Annotated in this window: 19 protein-coding genes and 1 pseudogene; 9 read left to right on the top strand and 11 right to left on the bottom strand. The window is 66.4% G+C overall.

Annotation, left to right across the window (positions count from 1 at the left end):
- Nucleotides 1–76 precede the first annotated feature (76 nt).
- The 7 genes from AC04MD_RS15970 to AC04MD_RS16000 all read right to left on the bottom strand — a co-directional run bounded on the left by AC04MD_RS15970 (nt 77) and on the right by AC04MD_RS16000 (nt 12,350).
- A complete protein-coding gene (locus AC04MD_RS15970; protein WP_475498269.1) occupies nt 77–3,097 on the bottom strand; it encodes a TonB-dependent receptor in 3,021 nt (1,006 codons plus the stop codon).
- Nucleotides 3,098–3,492: 395 nt separating this feature from the next.
- The gene (locus AC04MD_RS15975; RefSeq protein ID WP_475498270.1) at nt 3,493–5,010 is read right to left on the bottom strand and encodes a tryptophan halogenase family protein; all 1,518 of its coding nucleotides are present in this window, start codon (nt 5,008–5,010) and stop codon (nt 3,493–3,495) included.
- 130 nt (nt 5,011–5,140) lie between these two features.
- A complete protein-coding gene (locus AC04MD_RS15980) occupies nt 5,141–8,128 on the bottom strand; it encodes a TonB-dependent receptor (protein WP_475498271.1) in 2,988 nt (995 codons plus the stop codon).
- A 99-nt stretch (nt 8,129–8,227) separates the two neighbouring features.
- Nucleotides 8,228–9,256, bottom strand: a complete 1,029-nt coding sequence (locus tag AC04MD_RS15985) for a LacI family DNA-binding transcriptional regulator (RefSeq protein WP_475498272.1) — start codon at nt 9,254–9,256, stop codon at nt 8,228–8,230.
- A 184-nt stretch (nt 9,257–9,440) separates the two neighbouring features.
- Nucleotides 9,441–11,699, bottom strand: coding sequence for a glycoside hydrolase family 3 N-terminal domain-containing protein (locus AC04MD_RS15990; RefSeq protein ID WP_475498273.1), 2,259 nt, complete (start codon nt 11,697–11,699; stop codon nt 9,441–9,443).
- A gap of 85 nt (nt 11,700–11,784) precedes the next feature.
- The gene (locus AC04MD_RS15995) at nt 11,785–12,054 is read right to left on the bottom strand and encodes a BolA family protein (RefSeq protein ID WP_475498274.1); all 270 of its coding nucleotides are present in this window, start codon (nt 12,052–12,054) and stop codon (nt 11,785–11,787) included.
- On the bottom strand, nt 12,051–12,350 hold the full coding sequence (locus AC04MD_RS16000; RefSeq protein ID WP_475498275.1) for a YciI family protein: 300 nt from the start codon (nt 12,348–12,350) through the stop codon (nt 12,051–12,053). Before AC04MD_RS16000 ends, AC04MD_RS15995 begins: the two co-directional genes overlap by 4 nt.
- Before the next feature lie 377 nt (nt 12,351–12,727).
- Between AC04MD_RS16000 and AC04MD_RS16005 the strand changes: the two genes are divergently transcribed.
- The 7 genes and pseudogenes from AC04MD_RS16005 (at nt 12,728) to AC04MD_RS16035 (ending at nt 19,707) form a co-directional block, all read left to right on the top strand.
- A complete protein-coding gene (locus AC04MD_RS16005) occupies nt 12,728–13,633 on the top strand; it encodes a segregation and condensation protein A (RefSeq protein WP_475498276.1) in 906 nt (301 codons plus the stop codon).
- A gap of 46 nt (nt 13,634–13,679) precedes the next feature.
- Nucleotides 13,680–14,477: pseudogene (gene scpB / locus AC04MD_RS16010) on the top strand (SMC-Scp complex subunit ScpB); the annotation flags it as partial.
- Nucleotides 14,478–14,491: 14 nt separating this feature from the next.
- Entirely contained in the window at nt 14,492–16,153 is a 1,662-nt protein-coding gene (locus tag AC04MD_RS16015) for a pseudouridine synthase (protein WP_475498277.1), read from the top strand.
- A gap of 139 nt (nt 16,154–16,292) precedes the next feature.
- A complete protein-coding gene (locus AC04MD_RS16020) occupies nt 16,293–17,405 on the top strand; it encodes an NAD(P)/FAD-dependent oxidoreductase (protein WP_475498278.1) in 1,113 nt (370 codons plus the stop codon).
- Between the two features lie 69 nt (nt 17,406–17,474).
- Nucleotides 17,475–18,254, top strand: coding sequence for a ferredoxin--NADP reductase (locus AC04MD_RS16025; RefSeq protein WP_475498279.1), 780 nt, complete (start codon nt 17,475–17,477; stop codon nt 18,252–18,254).
- 69 nt (nt 18,255–18,323) lie between these two features.
- On the top strand, nt 18,324–18,866 hold the full coding sequence (locus tag AC04MD_RS16030; RefSeq protein WP_475498280.1) for a TlpA family protein disulfide reductase: 543 nt from the start codon (nt 18,324–18,326) through the stop codon (nt 18,864–18,866).
- Nucleotides 18,867–18,966: 100 nt separating this feature from the next.
- Nucleotides 18,967–19,707 carry an alpha/beta hydrolase gene (locus AC04MD_RS16035; RefSeq protein WP_475498281.1) on the top strand — a complete coding sequence of 247 codons (741 nt, stop codon included), beginning with the start codon at nt 18,967–18,969 and terminating at the stop codon, nt 19,705–19,707.
- On the opposite strand, the gene AC04MD_RS16040 is transcribed toward AC04MD_RS16035, so the two are convergent.
- Together AC04MD_RS16040 and AC04MD_RS16045 are read right to left on the bottom strand one after the other, a co-directional pair.
- On the bottom strand, nt 19,692–20,087 hold the full coding sequence (locus AC04MD_RS16040) for a hypothetical protein (protein ID WP_475498282.1): 396 nt from the start codon (nt 20,085–20,087) through the stop codon (nt 19,692–19,694). The genes AC04MD_RS16035 and AC04MD_RS16040 overlap by 16 nt on opposite strands.
- Nucleotides 20,088–20,094: 7 nt before the next feature.
- Nucleotides 20,095–20,577: a glutathione peroxidase gene (locus AC04MD_RS16045; protein WP_475498283.1), complete on the bottom strand. Its 483-nt coding sequence runs from the start codon at nt 20,575–20,577 to the stop codon at nt 20,095–20,097.
- A 120-nt stretch (nt 20,578–20,697) separates the two neighbouring features.
- Here AC04MD_RS16045 and AC04MD_RS16050 point away from each other — a divergent pair, with 120 nt between their 5' ends.
- A complete protein-coding gene (locus AC04MD_RS16050; RefSeq protein WP_475498284.1) occupies nt 20,698–21,294 on the top strand; it encodes a hypothetical protein in 597 nt (198 codons plus the stop codon).
- Between the two features lie 96 nt (nt 21,295–21,390).
- Here AC04MD_RS16050 and AC04MD_RS16055 read toward each other — a convergent pair whose 3' ends face one another.
- Nucleotides 21,391–23,424, bottom strand: a complete 2,034-nt coding sequence (locus AC04MD_RS16055; protein WP_475498285.1) for an amidohydrolase family protein — start codon at nt 23,422–23,424, stop codon at nt 21,391–21,393.
- Nucleotides 23,425–23,568: 144 nt separating this feature from the next.
- Here AC04MD_RS16055 and AC04MD_RS16060 point away from each other — a divergent pair, with 144 nt between their 5' ends.
- Nucleotides 23,569–25,755 carry a M3 family metallopeptidase gene (locus AC04MD_RS16060; protein ID WP_475498286.1) on the top strand — a complete coding sequence of 729 codons (2,187 nt, stop codon included), beginning with the start codon at nt 23,569–23,571 and terminating at the stop codon, nt 25,753–25,755.
- A 310-nt stretch (nt 25,756–26,065) separates the two neighbouring features.
- On the opposite strand, the gene AC04MD_RS16065 is transcribed toward AC04MD_RS16060, so the two are convergent.
- Complete coding sequence (locus tag AC04MD_RS16065; RefSeq protein WP_475498287.1) at nt 26,066–26,953, bottom strand: DnaJ C-terminal domain-containing protein; 888 nt, start codon at nt 26,951–26,953, stop codon at nt 26,066–26,068.
- Nucleotides 26,954–26,991 lie beyond the last annotated feature (38 nt).

A 26,991-nucleotide genomic window follows, 5' to 3' on the forward strand; every position in this document is an offset into this window, starting at 1 on the left:
ACCGATTACAAAGCTGCGTCAAACAAACCCGCCGGTCAGGCGGCGCCGGGGGGCGCCGCCCGAGGGCGGGTGTGTATTACCAATCGAAGCCCATGGACAGCTTGAACGTCCGCATGGGTTCGTACACTTCGATGCCGCTGCGGGAGCCCACCGTCGGGTTCTGCGGACCGCCCGCCGGCCCCCAGTTGGTGTTGAACTGGCTCCAGTTCTCCCAATTGAAAACATTGATCATGTCGCCGCGCACCCAGACAGAGAGGCTCTCGCTCGGGTTCCAGCGCTTCTGCACCGCAAGGTCGAAACGCTTGTAGCCGATGCTTCCGTCGGGCGTGACCGGCGCGTAGTAGGCACGCAGGTCTCCGCAGTCGGCCGCGCCGGTGATGGGACGGCAGGTGCCGTTTGCCGGCGAGTCCAGACGGTTGACGGCGGAGAGCGGCTTGGGACTTTCGAGAATCAGCTTGCCGCTGAACGTCAGATCCCAACCAGGCGAGTAGATGCCGGAGAGCACCAGCCTGTGCTTGGCGACACCCGTGGATACGAAGTACTCATCCGTCACGTACGGATAGTCGAAGAGATAGGTTTCGCCCGTCGACGCATTCGGTCGGTTCTCTTCGGCGTCCATGTAGGTATAGGCGATGTTGACGCCCCACGGCGATGCCTGCGTATACGGCTTGTCGGCGGACAGCAGCAGCGAGTTCTGATTGAACGCGAAACCGTTGTCCATGAGGATCAGATTGCCGTAGCCGGGCACCGCGATGAACGGCGAGCCGCCGAAGGTCTGCCCCTGCGCCTGATACTGGTGGAAGCTGCCATCGGCGCGGCGGCTACCCAAGCGCGCATAGAAGCCATCCCGCGCGCGGATGTGTTGCAGCGTTACCGCCGTATTCCAGTCGTGACCCCACAGCGTTACCGCATTACGCATGCCCAGGCTGAACTGGTCGGAGTACGGCGTCTTGAAATCATTGTTGACCAGCTGGATTTCGCCACCGGCCACCGGGTTGGCTGCCCGATAGGCTTCCAGCCCCTCCGGCGTCATCAGCGCGGGATTGAACGCGATGCAGTTGGTGCCCGAGCAAGGATGCAGCGGGGTTCGGAAGTTGATGGTGTAGGTGGTGAAGGCGCCCGCGTAGTACTCGCGCGCGAGGTAGTCGAACAGCGTGCGGTCGTAGGCACGTCCCGCGCCGCCGAAGATCACGTGGCGCTGGTCGCCGGCCAGGTCGTAGGAGAATCCCAGGCGCGGCTGGATAGCACCCTTGAAGTTGTCACGCTTGCCCGCACCCGGAATGTAATCGTCGATGTCGTAGTCGGTGTTCTGGATGTTGGCCCAGCTGCGCAGCGCCGATTCGATACCCGGAGCGAGACGGTTGTCGGTGTAGGCCGGATTCTCTTCGTAGTCCCAGCGGACGCCCAGGTTCAGCGTCAAGTGATCGTTGACCTGCCAATCGTCCTGGATATAGAGGCCGAACTGCTTGTTCTCGGAGCTGACGAAGGGCTCGCGGCCGGTGCGTGGCGCGGTGTACTCGATCCGCCACGGCTGGGTGAGGCTTTCATTCACGTCATACCAGTAGCGCGGGTAAGGCGGAAACTGCTGGAACGCCTTCAGGTCCACCTGCTTGTACTTGAAGCCCATCTTGATGGTGTGGTTTTCCCATCCGTAGAACGTCACGTCGCTCTGGACACCCACGCCCTTCTGGCCCTTGTCCTGGAAGTTGGGACCGCCACCCAGATTGAGCACCTGGAGATCACGCTGGTTGGTGTTTTCCGGATTGACGATCGTGTAGCGGGCAGAATTGATCGGATTGACCGGGCTCGGATTGTAGGCGGCCTCCTCGAACGTCAGGTGAGAGTCGACCAGCCAATGCTGCGAGGAATACTGCCAGCGCAGGTCGCCACGCGTCTCGTCGTTATTGAGTGCCGTACCCGCACTCGGAACATTGACACCGCCGATGCCCAGGATGCCCGTCTCCTTGCGGACGCGTGCGATCAGCTCGAAGAGGTGTGCATCGGTGGCCTGCAGGCTCAGCTTGCCGAAGTAGACGTCCTGATTGAACGGCCGGCTCGCCGGGCCGTAGTACTGGGTGATCTCGGACGGCAGGACGACGTTGTTGTTGAGCACGACGGTCGGCGGCAGGACGGGGGCCGGCCGGATGATGTCCTTCGCTTCGTACGAGACGAAGAAATGCAGCTTGTCGCGCAGGATCGGGCCACCAAAGGTGACGCCGTACTGTTCCACTTTTTCTTCGTTCTCGCCGTCACGCAGTTCCTGCGGCGTGGACTTGGTCCAGGCATCGGACGTGCGGTCGACGAAGAAGCTGCCCGAGAAGTCGTTGGTGCCGGACTTGGTCACTGCGGTAATCGCAGCACTGCTGATCTGGTCGTACTCGGCCTTGTAGTTGGACGTGATGACCTTGTATTCACCGATCGCCGACTGCGGAAACGGATTGCCTTCGCTGTCGTCCTGGCTGGTGACACCACCCGGCGTCACATAATTCTTCTGGCCCACGCCGTCGATATAGACGTTGATGGCATTGGCACCTTGTGCGCCACTGCGGATCTGCGTTTCCTGCCCGTTCACCGGCGTTTGCAGCGCCATGCCCGGTACGATGTCCGCGAACGCCAGGAAGTTGCGCGAGTTCTGCGGCAGCAGCTCGATCTGCTTGTTGGACACGTAGGTCGCGACTTCCGAGGTCTTGGTTTCCACCAGCATCGGCGCGGTGACGCGCACGGTATCCAGCGTGGTCGCATCGCCCGCCGTTGCGGACACCGGCGGCGCGTCCTGCAGGTTCAGCGTGGCGGTCTGGCCGACGGCCAGCGTCACCGCACGGTTGCTGGTCTGCCCGCCGGCGTTCACCTGGATGCGGTACGTACCCGGCGGCAGGCCGCCGATGTTGTAGCTGCCGTTCGACGCTTTCGTCGTGCGGGTAAGACCCGTGTCGACGTTGGTCACCGTGACGGTGGAATCCGGCGCCGCCACACCACGCAGCGTGGCCGAGGTGGATTGCGCAAGCACCTGCGGGGCTGCCATCGCCAGGCAGCTCGCGAGCGCGCAGGACAACAGCCTGCGATTGGGATGGAACGTGGTCCTGCCGTCGTGCTTCATTGGTCTCCCCTCCAAGGATGATGTGCCGCGCTCACCTACTGACGCGGTGTGTAATCGATTACACCGCATCTCAAAAAAAACGGTTCGGTTCTATTGGTCGGGCAGGACGGCTGCGCCGCCCTCACCTGGATGCCCGGTCACCGGGCTATCGTTATGCGCGTTGCGGCAGATACGCCACGGCCGCATCCGGAAACAGGCATCCTGAAGGGATGCCGGGCAACAAGATCGATCACCTGTCACGTCCGCCCTCCACGGCTGACTCTTCACATCGGCAATGTAACCGTTTTCAACACACGAGGCAAAACCGCCTATTCCGTCTGCGGCACGTCACTCAAGTCACGGAAAAGACGGGGCAAAACCGACCATGCATTGCTGCGCCGCAACGATCCTTCGACTCATGGCGCGGACGCTCGGCAGTAGCGATCGATGAAGGCCTGGTGGGTCGGCATCGCCTCGACGCAATTGGCGACGATCCGGCCCACGCCGGACACGAAGCCATCGAGCTCCTCGTCCGACAGGTGATCCACGAACGGGTGGTAGCTTCGCGGCAGGATGCCCTGCCCCAGCATCACCTGCACCCAGCTCATCTCGGCGAACATCTCCTCGCCGTTGCGGTGGAAGCGGCCGCTGTCGCGGAACAGCGCGATGACCTCTTCCAGTTCCTGCGGGATCGGCATGTCGCGGCACTGCCGCCAGAACGCCGTGTCGTCGCGCTGGGTGGCGTGGTAGTGCAGAATCAGGAAATCGCGGATGCGCTCGAAGTCGAACACCATCTGCGCGTTGTACCGGTCGACCAGGGTCTGGCTGAAACCGTCGCGCGGAAACAGGCTGAGCAGACGCATGATGCCCGACTGGATCGAATAGATGCTGGTCGCTTCCAGCGGCTCGACGAAGCCGCTGGACAGGCCGATAGCGACCACGTTCCTGTTCCAGAACTGCTTGCGCCGGCCAGTGACGAAGCGCAGGGGGCGCGGTTCGTCCAGCGCGCGCCCGTCCAGGTGCTTCAGTAGCGTGGCGGCCGCTTCGTCGTCGCTGATATGGGCGCTGGAATACACGTAACCGTTACCGGTGCGGTGCTGCAGCGGGATACGCCATTGCCAGCCGGCCTCGCGCGCGGTCGCGCGCGTGTAAGGCGTGGGCGGACCGGCGTTCTCGCAGGGCACGGCCAACGCACGGTCGCACGGCAGCCAGTGGTTGAACGTCACGTAGCCCGTCTTCAATGCCTCTTCGATCAGCAGGCCTCGGAAGCCGGAGCAATCGATGAACAGGTCGCCGCGGATCGTCTCGCCATTGTCCATGTCGATCGCCTCGACATGTCCGGACTCCGGATCCAGCGCCACGCGCGCGACGATGCCTTCGGTGCGCTGGACGCCGCGCTGTTCTGAGTACGAGCGCAGATAGCGCGCATACAGGCCTGCGTCGAAGTGGTAGGCGTAGGCGATGTTCGCCAGCGGCGAGGTCTGTGGCACGTCGTTGGCCGAGACCATGAACCGGCCGCGCGGGGCCGCCAATGAACTCAACACGTAGCTGCCGATATCGTCGGCCTTGCCCGCGCGCCTGGCCTTGATCCAGAACTGGTGGAACGGCAACAGGCCGAGGTTCTGGCCGATGCCGTTGCCGAAGCCGTGCACGTACGTGTCGCCGACCCTGCCCCAGTTGTTGAACTGCACGCCGAGCTTGAACGTGCCCTGGGTCTTGCGAACGAAGTCGGTCTCGTCGATCTGCAGCAGGCTGTTGAACAACCGGATATGCGGGATGGTGCCCTCGCCCACGCCGACGGTGCCGATGGCCTCCGACTCAACCAGGCGGATCGTGTACGTGCTGCCAAGCACTTTGGACAGGGCTGCGGCCGTCATCCCGCCGGCCGTGCCGCCACCCACGATGACGATGGTCTTGATTGCGTCTTCGCTCATCGAACTCCACCTCGCTTACGCGAACGCCGGGCGAAACGCACTCGACATTCCGTTCATTGGAATCTGGAACACCCGCAAGACAAGACCCGCCGAAGCGGGTCCTGTGGTTGTTGCACAACAGCGTCGATCGTTACCAGATCACGCGCGCGCTCATGAACAGCGTGCGCGGCGGCGCATACTGCGAGCCATAGGGGTTGTAGCTGACCTGCGGATCGTAGGTCGCACCGCCCCAGTTGATCTGATAGCCACTCAGATTGTCGTAGTTGAACGCGTTGATCAGATCGGCGCGCACCTGGACGGTGACGTTCTCGGTGACGAACATGTCCTTCGAGAGCGACAGGTCGACCTGCTTGTGTCCGAACGTACCCGGCGCATCGACGGCCACCGGACGCGGGATGCCACCGAAGTAGCTGCCCGGCGCGATATCGTTCGCTGGCGGCGGCGTCGCCAGGGTGACCTTGGCTGAGGCGGTGATATGCCACGGCAGATCGTAGATACCGGTCAGCACCAGACGATGCTCCGGTACCGCCTTCAGATCGATGAAGGGATACTGTTCGATCGTGGCGGCATCGAACGCATAGTGCTCGTCGCCACCGCGGTTACCGCGCGCATGCGAGTACGTATAGGCGGCGCTGACGCCCCAGCCGCTTTCCTTGGTGTACGGCTTGTCCGCCGACAGCAGCAACTGCGCCGTCTTCGTCTCGATACCATTGTTGCCCAGGATCAGCGCGCCGAAGCCCGGCGGGGTGTGGCCCCACGGCTGCGACCCGCCCTGCCAGAAATCACCGTTCGGATAACGGTTGCCCAGCGTGAACACCAGGCCTTCCTTGCTGTGGATGTAGGCCAGCGTCGCCGACGTGTTCCACTCGCCGACACTGTTGCGCATGCCGATCGAGAACTGGTCCGAGTACGGCGTCACCAGATCGTTGTTCAGCAGATCGATTTCGCCATTGCGGACGTTCGACGCGACCAGACCGGACAGACCTTCCGCACCACCGGTCAGATAGGCGGGATTCCACGCGGCGCAGCTGCCTGGGGCCGGCGTGCAACCCGTCGTATCCGAGAAGCGGATCGTATAACCCGACAGCGCCGACTTGACCTGCTCGAGACCCATGTAGTCGTACAGGTTGCGGTCGTAGCTGCGACCGATGCCACCGAAAAGGACGTGCCGCTCGTCGCCGCTCAGGTCGTAGGAGAAGCCCAGACGCGGCGCGAAGTTGTCCTTGTCCGCCTTGCGGTTGTTGCCATTGCTGATGTAGTCGTTGATGTCGACGCCGCCCTTGGCCAGCTGTTCGGCGTACGTCGCGCTGATGGCCGGATTCGTGCCAGGGCCGGTAAGCGCCGCGATCACTTCCGCAGGCGTCACGTGATCGATGTAGGACGGCGTTTCCTCGTAGTCCCAGCGCAGGCCGATGTTCAGCTGCAGGCGGTCGGTGACGTTCCAGTCATCCTGGATGTACAGACCCAGCTGCTTGCTGGTGGTCGTGACCGACGGCGTTGCGCCAGCGAACGGCAGGTTGAAGCGGACCTGATACGGAATCGCCGATGTACCCAACGGCATGCCGGTGAACTGGCCGGCGTTGACCGAGTAGTAGAACGCAGGATTGGCGGTAGAGTTTTCGCTCTGCGTCAGTTCGATCTCCTTGTACTTGATGCCCGCCTTGATGACGTGATCGCCATTCCACTCCAGCGTGTTGAAGGTGATGTCGTTCTGGACCGCCGGACCCTTCTGGCCCTTGAGCTGAATCGCCAGACCACTGGTCGCATCGTCGAACAGAATGACGCGATCCTGATTCTGGCCCTCCGTGTAAACGCTCTGGCTGCCGATCGAATACGCGGTCGGATTGAACAGCACGTCCTCGTAGGTGAAGCGGAACTCGTTGAGGAAGCTCTCGCCGTAGTGATCCCAGCTCAGATCGAAACGGTCCTCGGTGTTGTCGTTGTTCTTGGCGGCGTCAGCCGTAGTCAGGTCGCCGACATTGCTACGGCCCTCCTCGCGACGGATCTTGGCCGACAGTTCGAGCCTGTCGTTCTCACCTACATCCCAGCTCAACTTGCCGAAGTACAGGTCTTCCTTGAAAGGACGGGTGACCGGGCCAAGCTTGGCCTGCACGTCCGCCGGCAGCAGCGCGCCGTAGTCGGTGCGCACGCCCGGCACGACCGGGTTGGCCGAGATCTCGAAGCCCTTGCCTTCATAGCTGAAGAAGAAGTGCATCTTGTCTTGGATGATCGGCCCACCCAACGCGAAACCGTATTCGTCCTGATGGGTCTTCTGCTTGCTGCGTCCCGGCTGAGATTCGCCGGCGGTCAGCGAACGGAAGTCCGAATTGGTGATGCGACCGAAGACCTCACCGTGAAATTCGTTGGTACCGGACTTGGTCGAGGCGACGATCGCGGCCGAACCGACCTGGTCGAACTCGGCCTTGTAGTTCGACGTGATGACCTTGTATTCGCCAATCGCCAGCTGCGGGAACGGATTGCCCGCGCTTTGCTCCTGGCCGGACACACCACCGAACAGATAGCTCTTCTGACCGACGCCATCGATGTAGACGTTGACTGCACTGGCCTGCTGGGCGCCGCCGCGGATCGAGGTATTGCCTTCGGCGCTGGTAGTGAACTGCATGCCCGGCACGGTATCCGCGAACTCAAGGAAGTTGCGGGTCAGCTGCGGAACGGTGTTGATCTGCTTCAGCGACACATTGGTACCCACTTCGGAGGTCTTGACCTCCTGCAGCGGCGGCGCGGATACGCGCACGGTGTCGAGCGTAGTGGCATCGCCGGCCGGTGCAGCGGGTGCGCCTCCGGAAAGATCCAGGTTCACTGCGGTGGCAACCTGCAGCGTGACGGTACGCTCGGCACCGCCTGCGGAGACCTTATAGGTGCCGGGCGCCAATCCGACCAGCGCGTAGCTGCCATCGGCGTTCGCCGTTACTTGGCGCTTGGTGCCGGTCGCAGTATTGACTGCGGTGACCTGCGCGCCAGCTTCCGCCTTGCCGCGCAGGGTGGCATTGGACGACTGCGCCAGTGCCTGGCCGCCCGCGATCATCAGCACGCTGGCCAGCGCGCAGGTCAGCAGTTTGCGCTTGGGTTGGGTTGTAGTGCGATTGCGATGTTTCATTTGGCTCTCTCCCTCCAAAGATTGGAATTCGTGCAGCGGCGTTTGCGCCGCTTGTAATCGGTTACAGGTGCAGGCAAAAAAAACCGCACCGGGACATGCTCAATCCTTCGCCTGTCGGCCTTCCCCCACGCTCGATGCCCTGACCACCAGTTCCGGCACCAGCATCGAAGACGGCGCGACGCGCGCACCATCTGACTCGATCGCTTCCAGCAAACGGCTCATCGCCTGGCCACCCAGCTCCGCGATACTGACCCGCATCGTGGTCAAGGTCGGGTGAACGAAGCGCGCAAGCGGGATGTCGTCGAAACCGGCCAGCGCCACGTCCTGCGGAACGCGCACGCCGGCTTCGTTGAAGGCGTACAGGCAACCCAGCGCCATCATGTCGTTGGCGGCGAACACCGCCTGCGGCTTCTCCGCCGACTGCGCGATGCGCTTGCCGGCTTCATAGCCCGAGGATTCGCTGAAATCGCCGGAGAACTCCTGCGGCGGCGTGCCCGGCACGAAGCGGGCCATCGCGTCGCGGTAGCCACGCAGGCGTTCGCGCGCATCGAAGTTGCCCTCGGGACCGCCGACGAAGGCGATGCCGCGGTGGCCCGACTGGGCGAGATGCTCGACCATCGCCACGGCCGCGCCGTAGTTGTCGATGGTCAGTGCCGGATACGACGCATCCTGTACATCGGTATTGATCAGCACGACCGGCAGCGACGACGGCAGGTTGTCGACCAGGAAACCGGGGCGATCGGTGTACGGCGACAGCACCAGCAATCCATCGACGCGGCCCCGCATCGCGCGCAGGGCTTCGCCCTGCTCTTCCGGATGACCGTGATAGCTGGACACCAGCAGATGCTGGCGGCGCGCGCGGGCGACCTGGTCGACGCCGCGGATCAGTTCGGAAAAGAACTCGCCGTACAGGTCGGGCAGCACCACGCCGATGGTCTGCGTGCGCCGGCTGCTGAGACTGCGTGCAGCGGCATGCGGCTGGTAGCGCAGGCGGTCGGCGGTGGCCAACACCTGCTGACGGACGGATTCGGCAACGTTCTCGTGGCCATTCAAGGCACGCGACACGGTGGCGACGGAAACCCGCGCCTCACGTGCGACATCCTTGATGGTGACCGAGGTTCGCGCCATTCCCCGCCCCTCCGCGGTGATGACAGCCTTGAGTGGCGCGGACTGTAACCGTTTTCACGGAAACGTGTAAAGCCTGCGTTATTCGACGCCAAAAACATCGGAAATTCATGCACTTGCGCGCACGACAAGAATCCGCATATATTTTGCGTTGCAGCATATTCACGCCTGCTGCAACGCCCGGTTCTTACTTGGCACTGACCTCGAACGCTGCCTCGCGCGTGCGGTCGGAGCCGCCGCCGACGAACACCGTGAACGTGCCGGGCTCCACCACACGCTGCATGCGATCGTCGTACATCGCCAGGTCGTCGAAGCCGAGGTTGAATGTGACTGTCTTCGATTCACCGGGCGCCAGTGCAACGCGCTGGAAACCACGCAGTTGCTTCACCGGACGGGTCACGCTGGCCACGTCGTCGCGCACGTACAGCTGGACGACTTCCTCGCCCGCCCGCTTGCCGGTGTTGCTGACGCGCACGCTGACCTGCTGCTGCAAGGCGGACGGCGCCAGCGTCTTCTTCGCCACCACCGGTGCGTCGTACTTGAACGTGGTGTAGCTCAGGCCATGGCCGAAGGCATAGAGCGGCGTCGACGGCGCATCCAGGTACTTGCTGGTGTACTTGTCCGCATCGCTCGGCGGGCGGCCGGTATTCTTGTAGGCGTAGTAGATCGGGATCTGGCCCACCGTGTACGGGAAGGTCACCGGCAGCTTGGCCGACGGATTGACGTCGCCGAACAGGACGTCGGTGATGGCGTGTCCGCCCTCGACGCCCGGGAACCAGGCCTCCAGGATGGCCGGCACCTTGCCCTTCAAGGCACTGATCGACAAGGGACGTCCGTTCAGCAGCACCAGCACGACGGGCTTGCCGGTCGCGGCGATCTGCAGCGCCAGTTGCTCCTGCACGCCAGGCAGGTCGAGCGAGGTACGGTTGTGCGCCTCGGCACTCATGTCGGGATGTTCGCCGAGGAACATCACCACCGCATCGGCCTGCTTCGCGGCCGCGACGGCCTCGGCGAAACCGGACGTGTCCTGGCTGTCGATGTCGGCGCCCTTGGCGACGACGAGCCTGGTGCCTTCGCCCAGCGCGGCCTTCAATCCTTCCAGCGGCGTCACCGCGTCTTCCTCGCGACCGGCGACCGCCCAGTTGCCGAGCATGGCGCGCTGGTGGTTGGCGAGCGGACCGATGACCGCCAGCGTGCGCACGGACTTGGATAGCGGCAGCACGTTGCGGTCGTTCTCCAGCAGCACCAGCGACTTATGCGCCATGCGGCGCGCAGCGGCCCGATGCTCCGGTGTCAGGGTCAGTGCGCGCTCGCGCTCGCCGTCGTCCGTGCAATAGCGATACGGATCCTCGAACAGGCCCAGGCGGTACTTCGCGTTCAACACGCGGCGCACCGATGCATCGAGTTCGGCCATGGGAACGCGTCCGGCCTTCACCGCGGCGGGCAGATCCTTCACGTAGATCTGACTGACCATGTCCACGTCCACGCCGGCGCGCAGGCCCAGGACGCCCGCCTCGGTACGGTTGGCGGCCACGCCGTGCGGCATCAGTTCCATCACGCCGGTGTAGTCGCTCACCAGCAGGCCGTCCCAGCCCCACTGCTTGCGCAGCAGGTCTTCGATCAGCGGACGGTGCGCATGCATGGGCACGCCGGCGACCTCGTTGAAGGCGGCCATGATCGATTGCGCGCCCGCATCCACCGCGGCTTTGAACGGCGGCAGGTAGACCTCGTGCAGCGTGCGCTCGGAGACATCGGCCACGTTGTAGTCGCGGCCACCTTCGGCGGCGCCGTAGGCGACGAAGTGCTTGGCGGTGGCCAGGATGGTGTCGGACGCGCGCAGGTCGTCGCCCTGGAAGCCGCGCACGCGCGCGGCGGCCAGCACCGACCCGAGATACGGGTCTTCGCCTGCGCCCTCGACGATCCGGCCCCAGCGCGGGTCGCGCGCGATGTCGACCATGGGCGCGTAAGTCCAGTGGATACCGTGCGCCGCCGCCTCGACGGCCGCCACGCGGGCGCCGTTCTGCACCTCGGCCGGATCGAAGCTGGCCGATTCGCCCAGCGGCACCGGAAACACCGTGCGATGGCCGTGGATCACGTCAAAGCCGAACAGCAGCGGGATCTTCAGCCGCGATTCCTCAACCGCGATGCGCTGCAGGCGGCAGGTCAGCACGGCACCCTGGGTGCCGAGGTAGGAGCCGATCTCGCCACGGCGGATCTGGTCCTCGCTGCCGGCCATCGCGGCCGGGCCCGTGTTGGCGCCGATGCCGGCCGGCTGGTTCAGCTGGCCCAGCTTCTCCTCGACCGTCATCTTCGCCATCAGCGCGTCGACGAAGGCGGTTTCGGCCGGCGTCGCGTAGACGGGAGGCTTGGCGGCGGCAGGGGCTGCCACCAGCGTGGCGATCAGGCCGACCAGCAGCGGCCGCGGTGACGAGTGGTTACTGGACATGTCGCCCTCCCGGCGAAACGAAAGGAGGCGAATGTAAACGTTTTCATGGACGGGCGCATGCGGCGCTGCCGAAGACGGGAATCTGTCAGGGCGCCTCGTCGGGCGTGCGCGCCTCGATGGCGAGCGCGTGGATATCGGTCTGCATCATGTCCCCCAGCGCGGCGTAGACGGTGCGGTGACGGGCCAGCGGCAGCTTGCCGGCAAAGGCCTGGCTGACGACCCGGACGGTGAAATGCCCCCGTCCGTCGCGGGCACCCTCGTGCCCGGCATGCTTGTGACTGTCGTCCAGCACTTCCAGCGACTGGGGCTGCAAGGCGGTCTCCAGCGCGATGCGGATCCGCTCGATACGGCTCACGGCAGGACCTTGCGGAACGGACGGACATCGACACGGACATAGACGCCGGCCGCGATGTACGGATCGGCGTCCGCCCAGGCACGTGCGTCCTCCAGCGAGTCGAACTCGGCGATCACGATGCTGCCGCTGAAGCCGGCCGGACCGGGATCCTCGGCGTCGATCGCCGGGCAGGGACCGGCCAGCAGCAGGCGTCCCTCGTCACGCAGCGCGGTCAACCGCGCCAGATGCTGCGGTCGAGCCGCCAGGCGCTGGTCCAGGACGTCGGGGCCGTCATGGCCTTCAATGGCATACCACATGGTGTTCACTCCCAAGGCGAAGACTGAATTGTACGTGCGCCCGTCCTGGCGGGTGCTGGACACGGTCAGGGCCAAGGCTTACCCTGTCTCCTATTGCACGGCCGGAAGCAGCGGCCCGTCCATGGGAAGACCCGGCCACGCCGGCCTCCCTGCCCCGTCGAGGGACCACCGGGACGTTCGATTCGCTGCCCCCCTCCGCCCGCGCCCGACGACCTCTCGCTGTCCGCCCCCCGCATCCTTGCGGTGTGCTTTGCTGGTTGCTGTAAGGGAAGCGTTCGCCCTGCGACGCATGATGATGTTGGTTGGTGCATTGCCGGTGCCACGCCGTCCTGCCGCACGCAGGTCCGCGGGGTGACCCGCACGATGGCTGTTCCTTGATGAGCCCAGAACTCGCGTCCGACGCGAACCCACAAACTCCGACCACGCACCCGCAGCAGCAGGAAATGCCGCTGGCGGTGGTGCATGGCCAGCCGGTCCTGCAGATCCCGCAGGACCTGTACATCCCACCGGACGCGCTGGAGGTCATCCTCGACGCGTTCGAAGGCCCGCTGGACCTGCTGCTGTACCTGATCCGGCGGCAGAACCTCGACATCCTGGACATCCCCGTCGCCGAGATCACCCGGCAGTACGTGGACTACATCAACGTGATGCAGGAGTTGCGGTTCGAGCTGGCCGCCGAGTACCTGCTGATGGCCGCCATCTTGGCCGAGATCAAGTCGCGCATGCTGTTGCCGCGACCGGTCAGCGAGGAAGGCGAGGAAGGCGACCCGCGCGCCGAACTGGTACGCCGCCTGCAGGAATACGAGCGCTTCAAGCAGGCCGCCGAGGACCTGGACGCCCTGCCCCGCCAGGACCGCGACACTACCCCGGTCAGTGCCGACGTACCGGACCGCGCCTCGGTCAAGCTGCCGCCGCCGGTCGAGCTGAAGGAAATGCTGCTGGCGCTGCACGACGTACTCAAGCGCGCCGAGCTGTTCACCGGCCACGCCATCAAGCGCGAGGCCCTGAGCGTGCGGCAGCGCATGGGCGACGTGCTGACGCGGCTGGAGGACGGCAGGTTCCACCGCTTCGAGAGCATGTTCACCCCCGAGGAAGGCAAGCTGGGCGTGCTGGTGACTTTCCTGGCCATGCTGGAGCTGGCCAAGGAGCAGCTGCTCGACATCGTGCAGGAAGCCCCGCTCGCCCCGATCTACATCAAGTCGCTGGCGCTGAACAACACCAACGAGCCGCTGCAGTTCTCCAGCGAGTTCGACGACAGCGACGCCGCCAACGACAGCCCGTGACGCGGACGGGCCTGACGCCCGCCGCACTTCCGAACGACAGGACCGCATGGATCAATCGCTCATCAACCGCATCGTGGAGGCCGCCCTCATGGCCGCCACCCAGCCGCTGACGCTGGCGCAGCTGCACGGCCTGTTCCCGGAAGAGGAACCAGCGCCGGAAGGCAGTGTCGAGGCCGCCATCCAACAGTTGACCGATGCCTGCGCCGACCGTGGCGTGGAACTGGTCGAAGTCGCGTCCGGCTACCGCTACCAGGTCAAGGCCGACGTGCATGCCTGGGTCGCCCGCCTGTGGACCGAGCGCAAGACCAAGTACACCCGCGCCACGCTGGAAACGCTGGCCCTGATTGCCTACCGCCAGCCGATCACCCGCGGCGAGATCGAACAGGTCCGCGGCGTGGCGGTCAGCAGCAACATCATCCAGGCGCTGGAAGAGCGCGAATGGATCCGTGTGGTCGGCCATCGCGACGTGCCGGGCAAACCGGCGTTGTTCGGCACCACCAAAGGCTTCCTCGACTATTTCGGCCTGAAGCGCCTGGACGAACTGCCGCCGCTGTCCGAACTCAAGGACATCGGCGAACTGGAACCGCAGCTGCCGCTGGACGGCGCCCCGCTGCCGGTCAGCATCGCCAGCGGCGATGCCCAGGATGAAGGCACGCAGGACGAAAGCACGGATGCCGCAGGTGACGGCGACGACACGGACGACGAACAGCAGGACACCCCGGCATCGGACGATGCCGGCGACGACACCCCTTCGGATGACGCTGGCGACGACGCCGGCGACGACGAAGAACCTCAACCCGAAGATGACGACGCCGCTGCTTCCGACGAGGAAGACCGGGCACCGTCGGAGCAGAAACAATGAGCAACACCCCCCCGAAGAAAACCTCCCTGGGCAAGCTGTCGCTGAAGCGCGGCGAAAGCGCCGAGGCGCCTGAGACGAACCGCCTGGAAGAGCGCCTGCACAAGGTGCTGGCGCAGGCCGGCCTGGGCTCGCGCCGCGCGCTGGAACAGCGCATCGCCGACGGCCTGGTCAAGGTCAACGGTGACGTCGCGCAGACCGGCATGTCCGTCAAGGGCGGCGACCGCGTCGAGCTGGACGGCAAGACCTTCGTCGCCAGCGCGCTGACCGAACCCTCGCGCGTGCTGATCTACAACAAGCCGGAAGGCGAAGTCACCACCCGAGAAGACCCCGAAGGCCGCCCGACGATCTTCGAAGCGCTGCCTGCCCTGAAGGGTGCGCGCTGGATCGCCATCGGCCGCCTGGACATCAACACCACCGGCCTGCTGGTGCTGACCACCGACGGCGAGCTTGCCAACGCGATGATGCATCCCTCGTACGAAGTCGAGCGCGAGTACGTCGTGCGCGTGCGTGCGCCGGAAGGCCAGGAAAGCGTGCCGGACAACGTCGTCGACCGCCTGCGCCGCGGCGTGGCGCTGGACGACGGCCCGGCCAAGTTCGACGAAATCGAACGCATCGGCGGCACCGACTCGCACGACTGGTTCCGCGTGGTGGTCAAGGAAGGCCGCAACCGCGAAGTGCGCCGCCTGTGGGAATCGCAGGGCTGCCAGGTCAGCCGCCTGAAGCGCGTGCGCTACGGCAAGGTCAGCCTGCCGCAGCCGCTGCTGCGCGGCCAGACACAGGAACTGCCGGATGCGCAGGTCGAAGCGCTGCGCAAGGATCTGGGCCTGGACGTCGGCACGCCTGCCGCGCTGACGCTGCAGCCGGTGATCGGCCAGCGCAAGGCCGCCAAGTCGACCGTGCACGTGGGCGGCGGCCGCAGCGGCAGCGCCTACGTCAACGGCCACAACAGCGCCGACGAAGGCCGCGAACTGCGTCGCTTCGACCATGTGCGCGAAGACCGCGGCCGTGGTGGTCGCGGCAAGAAGCCGCATGGCGGCCTGACCGTCAGCGGCGAGCAGGCGGCGAAGCAGTCGCAGCGTCCGTTCAAGCAACGCACGCCCAAGGGTCCGAAGCCGTTGCCCGATGGCAATCCGGCCGCGTTCCGCAGCTGGTACGTGCCGGATGGCGTGGACACCGGTCCGGCCGGCCATCGCAACGCCGGTCCCGGCGGCCCGAAGAAGCCCTACGGCGGCAAGCCGGGCGGACGTCCCGGTGCCGGTGGCAAGCCCGGTGGCGGCGGTGCAGGCAAGCGTGGTCCGGGCGGCGGCCAGGGCGGGTTCGGCGGCGACCGGTTCGGCAACGAGCGCGGTCCCGGCTTCGGCGCCGAGCGCGGGCCGCGTGGCGGCCAAGGTGCTGGCAAGCCGCAGCGTGCGGCGCGTCCGTATGGACATCCCGCCAGCGCGCCGAGCTTCCCGTCCGACCACGCCAATCCCGGCTTCAACCCTTACGGCCAGCAGCCGCGCGGTCCGCGTCCGCAGGGACGTCCCGGTGGCGGCGGCAATCGTCCGCAGCACGCGGGCGGTCCGCGCCCCGGTGGACGCCCTGCCGGCGGTCGTGGCCCGGGTGGTCGCCCGGGCGGCGGTGGACAGCGTGGCCCCCGCGGTGGCGGCCACGGCTGACGCAACATGAAGAAGGCGCCCATCGGCGCCTTCTTCGTTTCCGGACGTCGATCGCCGCTGACTTCATCGCCACTTCATCGCGGCTCCCTGCACCGCCGCCACGCTGCGCGCCATTCCCGGATGGAGCGCATGCCCGACGATGCAGGACCCCCGTTATGACGCGATCGTGGTGGGCGCCGGTTTCGCCGGCCTCGCCTGCGCACGCGATCTCGCCGTCCAAGGCCTGCGCGTCTGCGTGATCGACCGCAAGCAGGATCTCGGCGAGCGCGTGCACACCACCGGCATCCTGGTGCAGGAGGCCTGCGATGCCCCGCTGCTGGCCGGATTGCCGACTTCTCTGCTGCGAGCCGTTCCGCATGTCCGCCTGTACGCGCCGAACCTGCGCAGCGTGCGACTGGGTGCCGACGGCTACCGCTTCTACACCACCGACACGCCCGCGTTGATGCGCTGGCTCGGCGAACACGCGGAGGCATGCGGCGTCGAACTGCGCCGTGGACAGCCGTTCCGCGATGCCACGCGCGTACCGACAGGGTGGCGTGTGGAAGGCGTGGGTCATGCGCGCCTCCTGATCGGCGCCGACGGTGCGCGCTCTCGAGTCGCGCAACGGCTCGGGCTCGGCCGCGTGACGCAGTTCCTGTCCGGCGTGGAGTACGAGTTCGACGGCATGGCACTGCGCGAAGCGGACGCCCTGCACTGCTTCATCAGCAAGCGTTTCGCGCCCGGCTACCTGGGCTGGGTGGCGCAGACGCCGACCGGCGTGCAGGCCGGACTCGCGCGGCGATATCGACCGGGCAAGGACGCCGTGCCCGACATGGCGGGCTTCCTCCGGCATGTCGCGTCGTTGACCGGACTGCAGGCCACACGTGCGCCGGACAGCATCCGTGCCGGCCTGATTCCCTGCGGTGGTCCGGTGCATCCGATGCAGCGCGAGGACGTGGTACTGGTGGGCGACGCCGCGGGCATGGTGTCGCCATTGACCGCCGGCGGCATCCATGCCGGCCTGCGCCACGGTGCGGCGATGGGACGGATGCTCGTGCACCGGCTCGCGCACGGTGCAGCGTCGACAGCGGCGTCGCCGCCGGCGGTACCGGGGTTCGCTTTCAAGCGCCTGCTGCGGTGGGCGTTCGACCATGGCCAGTTCGACCTGCCGGTCGATCTGTTGCTGACGTCGCGTCCGCTGCGTCGCGCGGTGGAACAGCTGTGCTTCCACCGGCGCGGTGGCGTGGCGCCCGATCAGGCACGCATCGATTGAGCACGATCAAGGGCCGGCCGGCGCCGGTCGGCTACAATGGCGCGTTGATTCGATAGCCCAGACTCCCCCATGTCCTCTGCGTTCGGCACCGAGACGGTGCTCGACGTCCGTCACTGGACGGACGCCTACTTCAGCTTCACTACCACGCGCGACGACGGTTTCCGTTTCGAGAACGGCCAGTTCGTCATGATCGGACTCGAGGTCGATGGCAAGCCGCTGCTGCGTGCCTATTCGATCGCCAGCGCCAACTGGGAAGAGCAGCTCGAGTTCTTCAGCATCAAGGTGCAGAACGGTCCACTGACCTCGCGCCTGCAGCACATCAGGCCCGGCGACACCGTGCTGATCGGGCGCAAGCCGACCGGCACGCTGCTGATCAGCGACCTGCACCCCGGCCGCAACCTGTACCTGCTGGGGACCGGCACCGGCCTGGCGCCGTGGCTGTCGATCATCAAGGACCCGGCGACCTACGAGCGCTTCGACAAGGTCATCCTGACCCACGGCGTGCGCCATGCCGACGACCTGGCCTACCGCGACTATTTCGAGAAGGAACTGCCGCAGCACGAGTTCCTCGGCGAGACCATCCGCGAAAAGCTGCTCTACTACCCGGCCGTCAGCCGCGAGGAGTTCGTCCACCAGGGCCGCCTGACCGACCTGATGGCCAGCGGCGCGATGATGGACAGCCTGGGCCTCGCGCCACTGGATGCCGAGCACGACCGCGCGATGATCTGCGGCAGCCCGCAGATGCTGGCCGACTTCCGCACCCTGCTCGACGGTCGCGGCTTCACCGCCGCACCGCGCATCGGCACGGCCGGCCAGTACGTGTTCGAGCGCGCCTTCGTCGAGAAATAGCCGGCGCTCGCTCCTTGCGGACTCAACGGGTGCTACGCTGCGCCCACGACGTCCTGGGGAGGACACACCGTGATCCGGAATCTGTTGCTGGCCGCACTGCTGGCCCTGGCGCCTTGCGCGTACGCGGGCGAGGCCGTCGAACAGCCCGGCATCGGCGACGTGCCTCCGCCCATCGCCATGAAGGACCGCAAGGGCAACCCGGTCGACCTCTATGCCCTCAAGGGCAAGGTCGTCGTGGTGACGTTCTGGGCCTCATGGTGCGGCCCCTGCCGGCGCGAACTGCCGATGCTCGGCCATGTGCAGAAGCTGGTCGGCCGCGAGCATCTGGAAGTCATCGCGATCAACATGAAGGAGTCGCGCGAGGACTACATGGGCGTGCTGCGCGCCAACCGGGACCTGGACCTCACCTTCGTCCACGACGTCCGGGGCGTGGTCACCGATCGCTACGGCGTCACCGCGCTGCCCAACATGGTCATCATCGGCCAGGACGGCCGCATCGTGCGTACGCATCGCGGCTATTCGGAAGCGGTGCTGGAATCCTTCGCCAGGGAACTGATCGCCCTGCTGCCGGAAGAAGCGCTGCAGGGCCGTGCGCCACCGCGCAACCCCTGACGCGCGTCCACGCATCCCTGGCGGCGACGGTGCTAGGCTCGCCGCCTCGACGCAGGGAGAGGATGCGATGAAGGCAGGCTGGCGGTGGTCCGGAGTTCTGGTGGCGCTTTCCCTTGTCCTCGCGGGCTGCCTGCCCGCGGTCAATCCCCAGGCCCCCATACCGCAGGCGCTCGTACCAGCGGCCGAAGCGCCCGCACGGCTGGTCGCGGTGCTGCCAGGTCGTGGCGACGACGTCCAGGCATTGCGCGCAAGCGGCATCGCCGACGCCATCCAGTCGGCCTGGCCCGACGCGGACGTCGTGCTCACCGGACTCGGCTTCGGTTACTACATGCAGGGACGCGCGCCGCAACGGCTGCACGACGAAGTGATCGTGCCGGCGCGTGCCCGCGGCTATCGCGAGGTCTGGCTGGTGGGTGCCTCCATGGGCGGCATGGGCACGCTGATGTACGACCGCGCGTATCCCGGCGATGCCGACGGCTTGGTGTTGCTGGCGCCCTACCTGGGCGACCGCGCGTTGCTGGAAGACATCCGGACACGCGGGCTGGCGCAATGGGATGCGGGCCCGGTGCCCGCCGAAGTGGATGCCGGCAACTACCAGCGTGAACTCTGGCGCCACCTGCAGGGCTGGCGCGAGGATCCGGCACGGACGCGCACGGTCTGGCTGGGCTACGGCGCCAGCGACCGGCTGTCGGGCGCGATGCCGCCGTTGGCAGGATTGCTACCGCAGGACCACGTGGTCGTGGCAGAAGGCGGCCACGCCTGGAAGGTCTGGTCGCCGTTGGCCGAGCGCATGCTCGCGGCGGCGGGTCCGGCACGCCTGGACGCTCAGCGCTCGCCGTAGCGCAGCCACCGCACGGCTTCGGGCTCCGTCGCGAAGATGCGCGCATCGAAGCCGTGCTCGTTCGCCAGCAGGCCGGCGAATTCGACCTGCGGAATCTGCTCGGCATGGCGTTCGACATAGGCGATGCGTACCGCCTCCATGCCCTGCCCGCGCATCGCCTGCACGAACTGCAGCAACTGCTCCGGCGGCGGTGGCAGGCCCTCCATGTCGTCCACCACCAGCAGGCCGGAGGGCGACAGCCGGCGCACTTCTTCGGCGACGGTGCGCCAGTACGCCAGCGTCGTCTCCAACGTGCCGTTGGTGCCGGTCACCCACGCACGCAACCCATAGGCCCCCGTGCCGAATTCGATATGGAACAGCGGACCATCCCCGTCGCTCATGCCGCGCTCAACCCAGCGCGGCGCGGATGTCGCCAGCCAGCGACTCGGGCGTGTCGGTCGGCGCGTAGCGCTTGATCACCTTGCCGTCGCGACCGATGAGGAACTTGCTGAAGTTCCACTTGATCGCGCCGATGCCGAGCAACCCGCTCTTCTCCTGCTTCAGCCACTTCCACAGCGGATGCGCATCGTTGCCGTTGACGTCGATCTTGGCGAACATCGGGAAGGTCACGTCGTAGTTCAGTGAGCAGAAGGTGCGGATCTCGGCCTCGTCGCCCGGCTCCTGGTGACCGAACTGATCGCAGGGGAAGCCCAGCACCACCAGGCCCTGCGGACCGAACTCGCGCCACAGCGCTTCCAGCCCGGTGTACTGCGGCGTGAAGCCGCACTTGGACGCGACGTTGACGATCAGCAGGGCCTTGCCCTGGTATTCGGACAGCGATCGCTCGCGACCGTCGAGGTCCTGGGCGGAGAAGTCGTAGGCAGTGGTCATCGTGAGGCTCCGGGAAAGGCGCTATCAGACACCTGGCGCGTCCGCCGGGCAAGCGGCCGCAACCATGGGAAACGCGCCCGGACTCGGCTACCGTGCCGATACCGGCCCAGGGAACCCGCCATGCACGACGCCGACCCCGCCAGCCATGCCAACCTGTACATCCATGTCCGCATCCTGCTGGGCATGATCGTCGGCCTGGGCCTGACCCACCTGCTGCGCCATGTCGCGCGCATCGTCGAACGTCCGCAGGCGCACCGCCTCTACGGTGTGCACCTGCTGTGGGCCGGCTTCCTGTTCGTCTATGTGCTGCACTTCTGGTGGTGGCAGTTCAGCCTGTCGCACCAGGCGCACTGGAACTTCACGCTCTACCTGTTCGTCACGCTGTACGCGTTGCTGCTGTACCTGCTGTGCGCGCTGGTGTTCCCCGAGTCGCTGGCCGACGGCGTCGGCTACCGCGACTACTACTACGGGCGGCGACGCTGGTTCTTCGGCCTGCTGGCGGTGATGTTCGTGGTCGACGCCGGCGACACGCTGATCAAGGGCAGCGCCTACGTGCAGCAGCTCGGGCCGGAATACTGGGTCCGCAACGCGGCGTTCGTGCTCGCGAGCCTGGCCTCCGTCGTCACGCGCAACCCGCGCTACCACGGCGGCTTCGCCGTGGCCGCGCTGCTGTACGAACTGTCGTGGATCTGGCGGCGCTACGAGATCCTGGTGTAAGCGCGCCCTTGTGTAGGATCGACGTCAGTCGCGACCGCACGACTGGCGCACTCCGAATCTGCGGTCGCGACTGACGTCGCTCCTACAGGAACTTCCTCACCGCGCCGGCTGCACTTTGATGGCCGGTGCGAACGGCGTGATGCCCAGCGCTTCATGGATCTCGGCCGGGTAGTAGGCGCGACCACCCTTGATCACCAGTGCGAGCTTGCGGATATCGGCGATGTCGGCGGTCGGATCACCGTCCACCAGCACCAGGTCCGCGCGCTTGCCCGGCACGATGGACCCGGCGTCGTCCAGCGTGCGGGTGTACTTGGCGCCGTTCCAGGTCGCGACCTGCAGGGCCTGCGACGACGTCAGGCCTGCCTGCACGTACAGTTCCAGCTCCCGTTGCAGCGTGAAGCCCGGCAGTTCATCGGTGCCTGCCACCAGCGGCACGCCGGCACGGTACATGCGACCGGTGAACTCCACCAGCTTGTCGAAGCTGCGCTTGTAGCGCGCGCCGGTGGCGTCGTCGGGAACATCCATTTCCGCCGCACGGCGACCTCGCTGCACGTCCGGCGGCAGGTGGTCGGCGACATCGGCGACGATCAGCGACAGCTGGCCCTCGCGCTGGTGGATGAACTCGAAGGTCGCCAGCGTCGGATCGATGACGATCTGCTTCTCCGCCAGCAGCGCGATGAAGTCCTGCACCGGCTTGCTGTCGAGATCCAGTGCGTCGGTCTTGTCCGCCACCAGATAGAAGCGCGCGAGCGTACGCGTATCGGTCTCCGGGGTGACGAAGAAGTTCAGCATCACCTGGTTGATGTGCTGGATCTCGTCGTAGCCCTGCTCCACCACGTCCTGCGCGCGCAGGAACGCCGGCACGTGGCCGCTGACGCGGATGCCGCGCTGGTGGGCGTAGGCGGTGGTGTCGCGCAGGATCTCCTTCGGGAAGGAGTTGTAGATCTTGATCTGCGGATAGCCGTGCTCGACGTACCAGTCGATCGCCTGCTTCGCGCCGGCCAGGTCCTTCACCACGAACCCGCCCTGCGACGAATGCGGGCTCTGGCCTTCGATGTAGCCGGCGGGGATCACCCGCGGATGCATCAACGTGCCGTCCTTCTCTTCCGCCATCAGCTGCTGCAGCGTGGCGTTGTCGTTGCCCATGTCGCGCGCGCTGGTCACGCCCGCGGCCAAGTGCAGGCCGCCCTCCCAACTGCCGGCATGCACGTGCATGTCGTACAGGCCCGGCAGCAGCACACGGTTGCCGGCATCGACCACGTTGTCGGCGGCCACCCGCGACTGGCCGACCGGCGAGAGCGACAGGATCCTGCCGTCGCGCACCACGACATCCTGCGCCGGGCCGAGCACGGCCTTCTCGCTGTCGAACACGCGCGCGTTGCGGATCAGCGTGGTGCCCGGCAGCGGATGCGCCAGGCGCTGCTGCAACGCGACCAGCGCTTCGCGCTCGGCGGTCTTCTGCCGCGCCTCCAGGGCGTTGGCGCTGCCCTGCCAACCGTCTTCGATCAGCTGCAGGAAGCCCGGATAGATGTAGGCGAACAGGCGCGGCTCGGCGCCGCGCGTCACCCAGACGAAGCTGGGCGTGAAGCCGATGCCGGTCAGTGCAAGCAGGTCGACGGTCTGCATCTTCTTGCCGCTGGTGATGTCCATCGACGCGACCGTGCGCTGCGTCAGCGTGCCGCTCGGGACCAGCGGCAGCTTGCCGTCGGGCTGTTTGGCCAGTGCCGCCAGCGCCACCGACATCGACGCCGGCGTGCCGCCCAGCGGGGTGTAGAGCGCCGTGCCGGTGAACGCATGCGTGCCACTGTCCGAGGTGCTCTTCCAGCGGCCGGTATCGCCCTCGCGGGTGAAGCTTTCGTCCACCGGCGCGCCGAACGTCGAAGCACCCGTGACGTGGTAACGCTCGTAGGTGCCGTCCGCGCGCAGGCGGAACTCCTCCTTCAGCTCGGGACCACGGCCGTTGTCCTTGAAGATGAAGTCCACGCGCGTGGTGCCGTCGTCGCCCACGGTGACCGTCTGTTCGCCCGCCTGCTTGCCGCCGTCCACCAGGGCGACGTACTTCAGGGTCTCGGCGGCCAGCGCCGAGGGTGCCAGCAACAACGCGCAGCAGAAGGCAAGGACAGGCTTCACAGGACTCTCCGACGAGGGCGAAAGCGCCATTCTGCCGCAGCTTGGGGCGCCTCCCGGCCCCTCGCCCATGCCTTTCGTCATGGGTCCCCGCTTTCTCCCCTGGGTTACCCTTGGGGATCCACCTTTGTAAGGACGTAGCGCTCCATGACCACCCGCCTCGCCATCGCGCTTGCCGCGACCCTCGGACTCGCCATGCCCGCCTACAGCCAGGCCGCCACGCCGGCCACCCAGACGGCCCAGGCCGCCAATCCCTTCTTCACCGAAAGCCCGCTGCCGCTGCACTACCCGCAGTTCGACAAGATCAAGGACAGCGATTTCGCCCCCGCCTTCGACGCCGGCATGGCCGAGCAGCTGAAGGAGATCGATGCGATCGCCAACAACACGGCCGCACCGACCTTCGACAACACCATCATCGCGCTGGAGAAATCCGGCCAGGTGCTGGACCGTGCGACCACCGTGTTCTTCAACCTGGTCGGCACCGACACCAACGACGCGCGCAACAAGCTGCGCGCCGACTACTCCGCCAAGTTCGCCGCGCACGGCGACGCCATCAGCCTGAACCCGAAGCTGTTCGCCCGCATCAAGGCGCTGTTCGACAAGCGCACGACGCTGGGCCTGGACGCGCAGGGCGTGAGGCTGATCGAGCGCTACCACACCAGCTTCGTCCGCTCCGGCGCCAACCTCAACGATGCCGACAAGGCCACGCTGAAGACGATGAACGCCGAACTGGCTTCGCTGGGCACCCAGTTCAGCGACTTCGTGCTGAAGGAAGTCAACGCATCGGCCGTCGTGGTCGACGACGTCAAGCAGCTCGACGGCCTCACCCCGGGCCAGATCGCGACGGCCGCCGAGGTCGCCAAGAAGCGCGGCCATGAAGGCAAGTACGTGCTGACGCTGCTCAACACCACCGGCCAGCCGCCGGAGTCGCAGCTGACCAACCGCGCGCTGCGCCAGCGCCTGCATGAGGCGTCCGTCACGCGCGGCAGCCGCGGCGGCGAGTTCGACACCACCGCGCTGGTCTCGCGCATCATGAAGCTGCGCGCCGACCGCGCGAAGCTGCTGGGTTACCCGAACCACGCCGCCTACGGCCTGGAAGACCAGACCGCGCGTACGCCGGAAGCCGTCAACGCGATGCTCGGCAAGCTGGCGCCGGCCGCGGTGGCCAACGCCAAGCGCGAGGCCACCGACCTGCAGGCGATGATCGACCAGGAGCAGAAGGCCAAGGGCCAGCCGACGTTCCAGCTCGAGCCGTGGGACTGGGCGTTCTACACCGAGAAGGTCCGCGCGGCGAAGTACAACTTCGACGAATCGCAGCTCAAGCCGTATTTCGAGATGAAGAACGTGCTGGAGAACGGCGTGTTCTTCGCCGCCACCCAGCTGTACGGCCTGACGTTCAAGGAACGCACCGACCTGCCGAAGTACCACGCCGACACCTGGACCTACGACGTGTTCAACGCCGACGGGTCGCAGCTGGCGATCTTCATCTTCGACCCGTACGCGCGCGACTCCAAGCGCGGTGGCGCGTGGATGAACTCGTACGTGTCGCAGTCGGGCCTGAGCGGCGACAAGCCGGTCGTCGCCAACCACCTCAACGTGCCGAAGCCGCCGGCCGGCGAACCGACGCTGATGACGTGGGACGAAGTGACCACCACGTTCCACGAGTTCGGCCATGCGCTGCACGGCATGTTCTCCGACGTGAAGTACCCGTATTTCAGCGGCACCAGCGTGCCGCGCGACTTCGTCGAGTACCCGTCGCAGGTCAACGAGATGTGGGCCGACTGGCCGTCGATCCTGGCCAACTACGCCAAGCACCACAAGACCGGCGAAGCGATGCCGCAGGCGCTGCTGGACAAGGTGATCGCCGCGTCTAAGTTCAACCAGGGCTTCGCGACGACCGAGTACCTGGGCGCCGCGATGCTCGACCAGCGCTGGCACCAGATCACCGACGACCAGGTGCCCGCCGCCGACGGCGTGATGAAGTTCGAGGCCGCCGCGCTAGCCGCCGACGGCATCGACTACGCGCCGGTGCCGCCGCGCTACAAGACGCCGTACTTCAGCCACATCATGGGCGGCTATTCGGCCGGCTACTACGCCTACATCTGGTCGGAAGTGCTGGACGCCAACAGCGTGGAATGGTTCAAGAACAACGGCGGCCTGACCCGCGCGAACGGCGACCACTTCCGCAAGACGCTGCTGTCGCAGGGCGGCAGCCAGGACGCGATGAAGCTGTTCCGCGACTTCGCCGGCCACGATCCCAAGATCGAGCCGCTGCTGGAGAAGCGTGGCCTGACCGCACCGTCCAGCGCACCGGCGGGCAAGCCGGTCAAGTAAGCGCGACACCAACCTGCCGCATCGTCCACCACGCCACCTCCGGGTGGCGTGGTGCTTTCAGGGCCGGGAACGCCCATCGCCGGGGGCGGGGTTTTCCACAGCAGGTGTGGATGACGCGTGCACGAAACTGTGGATAACCGCGTGGCGACCTTGCGCGACGGGCCTGTCAAGATCGATGGCGAAATTTTCGCCATGCTCGCCGCAACCGTCGCGACCTGTAGGAGCGGGCCATGCCCGCGATGCCTTTCATGCGCTCCATTCAAGAGCATCGCGGGCATGGCCCGCTCCTACAACGGAGTCATGTATTGGCTCAGGCCTGGCCGAACACCTTGGCCAGCCCGGCATAGGCCGCACGCTGTTCCTCGGTCTCCGCTCGCGGCGCGGTAACCTCCAGCTCGACGATCTGGTCGCCGGGCGGCGTCCCCGGCAGACCGCGTCCACGCAGGCGCAGTTTGCGGCCGGAATCCGAATCCGGCGGGATCTTCAGCTCGACCTCGCCGCCCAGCGTCGGCACCGCCAGCGTCGCCCCGAGCGCGGCCTGCCAGGGCGTCACCGACAGCACATGGATGATGTTGCGGCCATCGACCTCGAACTGCGGGTGCGGCGCGTACTCCACTTCCAGCAACAGGTTGCCGCCCTGGCTGCCCTGCCCCGTCAACCGGATCACCTGCCCCGGCTTCACCCCGGTCGGCACCTTGACGTCCAACTGCCGGCCGTTGACGTTCACCCGCACGCTGCCGCCGTCGTGCACGGCCTGCAGCGGTACGGCCAGCTTGGCGCGCGAGTCGCGCGACGGCTGCGGTCCCCGCGGCGCGCCCTGCTCCGCGCGTGCGCGGCGTCCGAACAGGCCTTCGAAGAAGTCGCTGAAGCCGCCACTGCCGCCGCCCGCGCCACCGAAGATCTCCTCGTAGTCGAAATCCTGCGCGCCTGGGCCGCCGCGACCGAAGTCCGGCGGCGGACGGAATTCCTCGCCCGGCCGGTAGCCGCGCGCGCGCAACTGGTCGTAGGCGGCGCGCTTCTGCGGATCGCGCAACGCTTCGTAGGCCTCGTTGACGGCCTTGAACTGATCTTCCGCACCCGGCTCCTTGCTGACGTCCGGGTGGTACTTGCGGGCCAGCCGGCGGTACGCCGTCTTGATCTCCGCATCGCCGGCGCTGGGCTCCACGCCCAGCACCGCGTAATAGTCCTTGAACTGCATGGAATCTCCGCAGACGGATGCCGCGCGCACGCACGGCA

The sequence above is a fragment of the Pseudoxanthomonas sp. LjRoot206 genome, assembly GCF_056175725.1.

Bases quoted from the DNA above. Each gene is read 5' to 3' on its own strand.
- AC04MD_RS16015 (WP_475498277.1), top strand. From the start codon at position 14,492: ATGAGCAACACCCCCCCGAAGAAAACCTCCCTGGGCAAGCTGTCGCTG.
- AC04MD_RS16050 (WP_475498284.1), top strand. From the start codon at position 20,698: ATGCACGACGCCGACCCCGCCAGCCATGCCAACCTGTACATCCATGTC.
- AC04MD_RS15985 (WP_475498272.1), bottom strand. From the start codon at position 9,256: ATGGCGCGAACCTCGGTCACCATCAAGGATGTCGCACGTGAGGCGCGG.
- AC04MD_RS15975 (WP_475498270.1), bottom strand. From the start codon at position 5,010: ATGAGCGAAGACGCAATCAAGACCATCGTCATCGTGGGTGGCGGCACG.
- AC04MD_RS16025 (WP_475498279.1), top strand. From the start codon at position 17,475: ATGTCCTCTGCGTTCGGCACCGAGACGGTGCTCGACGTCCGTCACTGG.
- AC04MD_RS16020 (WP_475498278.1), top strand. From the start codon at position 16,293: ATGCAGGACCCCCGTTATGACGCGATCGTGGTGGGCGCCGGTTTCGCC.
- AC04MD_RS16000 (WP_475498275.1), bottom strand. From the start codon at position 12,350: ATGTGGTATGCCATTGAAGGCCATGACGGCCCCGACGTCCTGGACCAG.
- AC04MD_RS15980 (WP_475498271.1), bottom strand. From the start codon at position 8,128: ATGAAACATCGCAATCGCACTACAACCCAACCCAAGCGCAAACTGCTG.
- AC04MD_RS16005 (WP_475498276.1), top strand. From the start codon at position 12,728: ATGAGCCCAGAACTCGCGTCCGACGCGAACCCACAAACTCCGACCACG.
- AC04MD_RS15970 (WP_475498269.1), bottom strand. From the start codon at position 3,097: ATGAAGCACGACGGCAGGACCACGTTCCATCCCAATCGCAGGCTGTTG.
- AC04MD_RS16040 (WP_475498282.1), bottom strand. From the start codon at position 20,087: ATGAGCGACGGGGATGGTCCGCTGTTCCATATCGAATTCGGCACGGGG.
- AC04MD_RS16065 (WP_475498287.1), bottom strand. From the start codon at position 26,953: ATGCAGTTCAAGGACTATTACGCGGTGCTGGGCGTGGAGCCCAGCGCC.
- AC04MD_RS15990 (WP_475498273.1), bottom strand. From the start codon at position 11,699: ATGTCCAGTAACCACTCGTCACCGCGGCCGCTGCTGGTCGGCCTGATC.
- AC04MD_RS16060 (WP_475498286.1), top strand. From the start codon at position 23,569: ATGACCACCCGCCTCGCCATCGCGCTTGCCGCGACCCTCGGACTCGCC.
- AC04MD_RS16045 (WP_475498283.1), bottom strand. From the start codon at position 20,577: ATGACCACTGCCTACGACTTCTCCGCCCAGGACCTCGACGGTCGCGAG.